At 66.1% G+C, this 2,450-nt stretch carries 1 protein-coding gene; it reads right to left on the reverse strand.

Annotated elements, in window-relative coordinates:
- Positions 1-28: 28 nt before the first annotated feature.
- Positions 29-2,347 (reverse strand): molybdopterin-dependent oxidoreductase, encoded by a 2,319-nt coding sequence (locus GPA_RS12015; RefSeq protein ID WP_015540022.1) that lies wholly within the window; start codon positions 2,345-2,347, stop codon positions 29-31.
- Between the last annotated feature and the right edge of the window lie 103 nt (positions 2,348-2,450).

Below are 2,450 nucleotides of genomic sequence, written 5' to 3' on the forward strand. Positions count from 1 at the left end.
CCGTAGTCGATCATCAATGCGTTAGCGCTCATTTCGAGTACCCGTCCTTCCTCGTCACGCATGCCGTGGGCAGCTCGGCGCTGTTCTCCTCCGTGCAGGCGTACACACGGCACAGCTGGTTCTTGTACGGGGCACCGTAACCGGTCGGCCCGTTCTCGCACTGCGGCAGCAGGTTGTTGATGTTGGAGTCGAACACTCCGAACAGGACAGGTTCCGCGGCCTCCTGCTCCGGGAACCACCAGCCGTGCTCGGCGCGCACCACGCGGTCGTCGAGCGAGGGGTTCACGTGCAGCTTCTGGCGGCAGCGGCCGCGATGGTTCTCCAGCCAGCACCAATCCCCCTCGGACAGCCCTGCGGCCTCGGCGGCCTTCGGGCTCATCTCGAACAGCGGATCGGGGTGGAACTCGCGGCTCGTCTCCAGCTGGCGATGCTCGGAATGGAAGAACTCCACCGAGCGCGCGCCCGTCGTCAGCACGAAGGGGTACTGCTCGTACAGCTCCGGCGAGGCGTACGGCGAGCAGGATGGCTCCTCCCACTGCGGCAGCGGGTCGTAGCCCCACAGCGCGAAGATGCTGTTGTAGAGCTCGATGCGGCCGGACGGCGTGTTGAAACCGGGCTGCCCGTCGGGGCGCAGCAGGCCCTTCTCGTGCTTGCGGTACTCGAACGCGGGATAGACGTACACGTCCTTGCACAGCTGCTCGAAGTCGCCGTCGTAACCTGGCGTGTCGTTGACGAGGATATCGTTCGTCCAGCCGATGTCATCGGTCCAGGGGAAGTTCTCGGGATGCAGGCGGCGTCCGAGGTCCGTGACGATGGTGTCGTCGGAACGCACGTCGGCGAACTGCGTCACCTTCTTCATGCCGCGCAGCGGCACCCACCATACGCGCTGCGTGTTGCGCTCGCAGCTCATGGACGCCGGCAGGAACACGTCGGCGAACGCCACGGCCGTGGGGGTGAGGAACGGGTCGGACACCACGACGAAGTCGAGGGTGCGCACCGCCCGGTAGACGCGCGGCGCGTCGGACGCCATGTTGGCGATAGGGTTCGTGGAGGAAAGCCAGAGCATGCGGATGGGATACGGCTTGCCGGTCTCGATGGCCTGCAGGATGGAGTCCGAGTGGGCCGTGGAGCTGAACCCGGCCTTGGACATGAGCGGGTACTCCGCGCCGATGCGCTTGGCCTGCACCTCGGCGGGAAGGGTCTGGTATCCGTAGTTGTACGACACGTTCTGCTCGAACGCGTTGCGGATGATGATGTTGCCGCCCGGCACGTCCGTGTTGCCGGTGACGGCCCACAGCGCGTTGATGGCCTGCGCCGTGGGGATGCCGACAACCGCCTGGTCAATGGGCAGGCCCCAGTGGATGGTGGCGGGCTTGGCCTTCGCGTAGGCGCGCGCCGCCCCGATTATGGTGTCCTTCGGAACCCAGCACACCGCCTCCGCCCGCTCCGGCGTCCATTCCTTGACGCGCTCGGCAAGCTCGTCGAAGCCGTAGCACCACTTCTCGACGAACTCGCGGTCGTAGAGGTCCTCGGAGATGATGACGTTGAGCATGGCCAGGGCGAGCGCGCCGTCGGTGCCGGGGCGCAGGCGCAGCCAATAGTCGGAACGGGCCGCCAACCAGGTGAGCGACGGGTCGACGGTGATCAACCGGCTGCCGCGCTGCATGCAGTCGACGACCCAGCCTCCGTAGAAGTTGTCGGAGTTCGAGGCGATGGGGTTGCACCCCCAGACCACGATCATCTCAGGCGGAACCCACTCGGTGTTCTCGGTGTCGTAGCGGCTCTCGAACTGCTGTGACATGTCGGCGATGAGGAAGTCGCCGTTCATGGAGGCCATGGCCGCCGAGCGTGGCTGGAAGCACGACTCGCCCGAGAGGAATCCCAGGCAGAAGTTCGGCGAGCCGAACGCCGCATAGCACAGGTACGGGATCTGCCAGCAGTTGTTGCGACCGGTGCCGATCATGCACGCGATGGACTCGGCGCCGTAGTCCTTCCAGATGGCGCGCACCTTCTCCTCGATAATGTCGTAGGCCTCGTCCCAGGTGACGGACTCCCACTTGTTCTCGCCGCGCTCGCCCGCCCGCTTGAGCGGACCGGTCGGCCGGTCGGGATGGTTCACGGCTTCGGGCATCTCCAGGCAGCGCATGCACAGCGTGCCCTGGTTGAAGGGGCAGTCGGGGTCGCCCTCCACCTTCTCCAGCTTGCCGTCCTTCGTGTAGTACAGCACGCCGCAGCCGTCGTGGCAACCGGGCCCCGACCACACCGTCGTGCGCGTCACCGTGTAGTCGCCGTCGCGCCACTCCACCTCGCCCTTATGGGCCTCGTAGTAGCTATTGGCCTGATCCATTGCTTCTCCTTCCATAACCGCGCCGGGCGGCAGGGCGCCCGGCGCGAACCGTCGTTACTGCGCGGGAACGAACAGTGCGCGGTTGACCTTCCCGTCGAACCGT

Origin of the sequence: Gordonibacter pamelaeae 7-10-1-b, assembly GCF_000210055.1 — a bacterium.
In the GTDB taxonomy this organism is placed as follows: Bacteria; Actinomycetota; Coriobacteriia; order Coriobacteriales; family Eggerthellaceae; genus Gordonibacter; species Gordonibacter pamelaeae.

Bases quoted from the DNA above. Each gene is read 5' to 3' on its own strand.
- GPA_RS12015 (WP_015540022.1), bottom strand. From the start codon at position 2,347: ATGGATCAGGCCAATAGCTACTACGAGGCCCATAAGGGCGAGGTGGAG.